2 protein-coding genes are annotated in these 2236 nt (G+C 73.3%); one reads left to right on the top strand and one right to left on the bottom strand.

Annotated features, from left to right (window positions below; genetic code table 11):
* Window positions 1-126 precede the first annotated feature (126 nt).
* Window positions 127-729 carry a TetR/AcrR family transcriptional regulator gene (locus ACXJKL_RS19720; protein ID WP_457208697.1) on the bottom strand — a complete coding sequence of 201 codons (603 nt, stop codon included), beginning with the start codon at window positions 727-729 and terminating at the stop codon, window positions 127-129.
* A 50-nt stretch (window positions 730-779) separates the two neighbouring features.
* Here ACXJKL_RS19720 and ACXJKL_RS19715 point away from each other — a divergent pair.
* Window positions 780-2236: flavin-containing monooxygenase (locus tag ACXJKL_RS19715; RefSeq protein WP_457208696.1), on the top strand; the 1457-nt coding region annotated here is incomplete at its 3' end.

Genomic DNA, 2236 nt, shown 5'->3' with positions numbered 1-2236 from the left:
CGGCTCGCCCGGCGCGACTGGCGGCAGCCGACACCCCGGTCGCGCCCCCCGCTGTCGCGCGCCGCCAGTACCCGGCGGGGCTCGTGTGACCCGACGACCGACCCGTCCACCCTGACCTCAGGCCGGTCAGCCGTCCGCGATGATCCCGACCAGCGCCGGCAGCGCGCCGACCAGCGTGGCGACCAGCGCGTCGCGTCCCATCACGGAGGGGTCCTGCGCCCAGGTCAGCACGGTCTCCTCGACCAGCGCCGACCAGCCGCGGACCACCAGCCGGGTCGCGGGGTCGTCGCTGAGGTGCTCGCCCAGCGAGTCCTCGCGGAAGATCCGGTCGGTGAGCGCGGTCCGCGCCTCCTCGTAGATCGCCCGCAGGTCCTCGCTGCCACCCGCGGCGGCCCGGACCAGCGACCGGTAGCCGGCCAGGTTGGCCAGCACGTAGTCGACGTACACGCCCACCGACGCCGCCAGCCGCTCCAGCGGGTCGCCCGAGGAGGGGGGCGCGGCCTGCTCGACGAGGTCCTCCACGGCGTGCCGGATGACGGCCTCGCGGAAGTCCTGCTTGCTGCCGAAGTAGTGGTAGAGCAGCCCCCGCGACACCCCGGCCTCCTCGGCCAGCACGTCGATGGAGATCTCCTCGACTGCCCGGGTGGCGAAGAGGCGGGTCCCGAGGTCGAGGAGCTGGAGGCGACGCTGCTCCGGGGAGAGCCGGACGCGCGGTGTGGGCGTGCTCACCCGCCCCACCTTATTGACGGATATTCAACAGCGCCAGTACGTTCGACGACATGAGCACTCCCGCCGCACGGCCGCCCCTCCCGACCGCGGTCACGCACCTGGTGGTCGGCGCCGGCTTCGCCGGCCTGGGCATGGCGATCAAGCTCGACGAGGCGGGCGAGACCGACTTCCTGGTCATCGAGAAGGACGCGGACGTCGGCGGCACCTGGCGGGCCAACACCTATCCGGGCGCCGCGTGCGACGTCCCCAGCCAGCTCTACTCGTTCTCCTTCGCGCCCAACCCCGACTGGACGCGCTCGTTCTCCCCGCAGCCGGAGATCCACGCCTACCTGCGCCGGGTCGCCCGGGAGTCCGGGGTGCTCGACCGCTTCGCGTTCGACACGATGCTCGAGGAGGCGCGCTACGACGAGGACGCCCAGCGCTGGGTGGTGCGCACCAGCCGCGGCGAGGTCACCGCCACCACGCTGATCACCGGCTCGGGCGGCCTCTCGGAGCCCAGGCTGCCGGAGATCGACGGCATCGAGGACTTCCGGGGCGAGCTCTTCCACTCCGCCCGGTGGGACCACGACGTCGACCTCACCGGCACGCGGGTCGCGGTCATCGGCACCGGCGCCTCGAGCATCCAGCTGGTCCCCGAGGTGGCGAAGGTCGCCGCGCACGTGGACGTCTACCAGCGCACCGCGCCGTACGTGATCCCCCGCACCGACCGGGCCTACACCCGCGCCGAGCGCTCCCTGCTCCGCCGCGTCCCGGCAGTGCGGCGGGCCTACCGGACGGCGACCTACTGGGGCCGCGAGTCCTACGTCCCGGCCTTCGTGCGCGAGCCCCGCCTGGCACTGCCGGCCAGGAAGGCCGCCCTCCTCAACATCGCCCGCGGCATCCCCGACCCCGCCCTGCGGGCTGCGGTCACCCCCGACTACGAGATCGGCTGCAAGCGCATCCTGATCAGCAACGCCTACTACCCCGCGCTGGCCCGCGACCACGTCGACGTCGTCACCGACCCCATCGCCCGGATCACCGGCGACGCGATCGTCACCGCCGACGGCACCGAGCGACCCGTCGACGTGCTCGTCGTCGCCACCGGGTTCCACACCACCGAGCAGCCGATCGCCGGGCGGATCCACGGCCGCGGGGGGCGCACCCTCGCGCAGGTGTGGGCGGACAGCGGGATGGCGTCGTACAAGGGCACGACCACGCACGGCTTCCCCAACCTCTTCCAGCTCGTCGGCGCCAACACGGGCCTCGGCCACTCCTCGATGGTCTTCGTCATCGAGAGCCAGATCGCCTACGTGCTCGACGCCCTCGCGACCATGCGGCTCCACCGGTACGCCGCCGTGGAGCCGCGCCGCGCCGCCCAGGACGCGTGGAACCGCGACCTCCAGCGCCGGATGGGGCGGACCGTCTGGTCGACCGGCGGGTGCGCCAGCTGGTACTTCGACGCGCACGGCCGCAACACCACGCTGTGGCCGCGCGCGACCTTCACGTTCCGCTCCCTGCTGTCCCGCTT

The sequence above is a fragment of the Nocardioides sp. P5_C9_2 genome, assembly GCF_054049555.1.
Note: the sequence above shows the minus strand (reverse complement) of the source record. Positions and strands in the feature narration are given on the sequence as shown.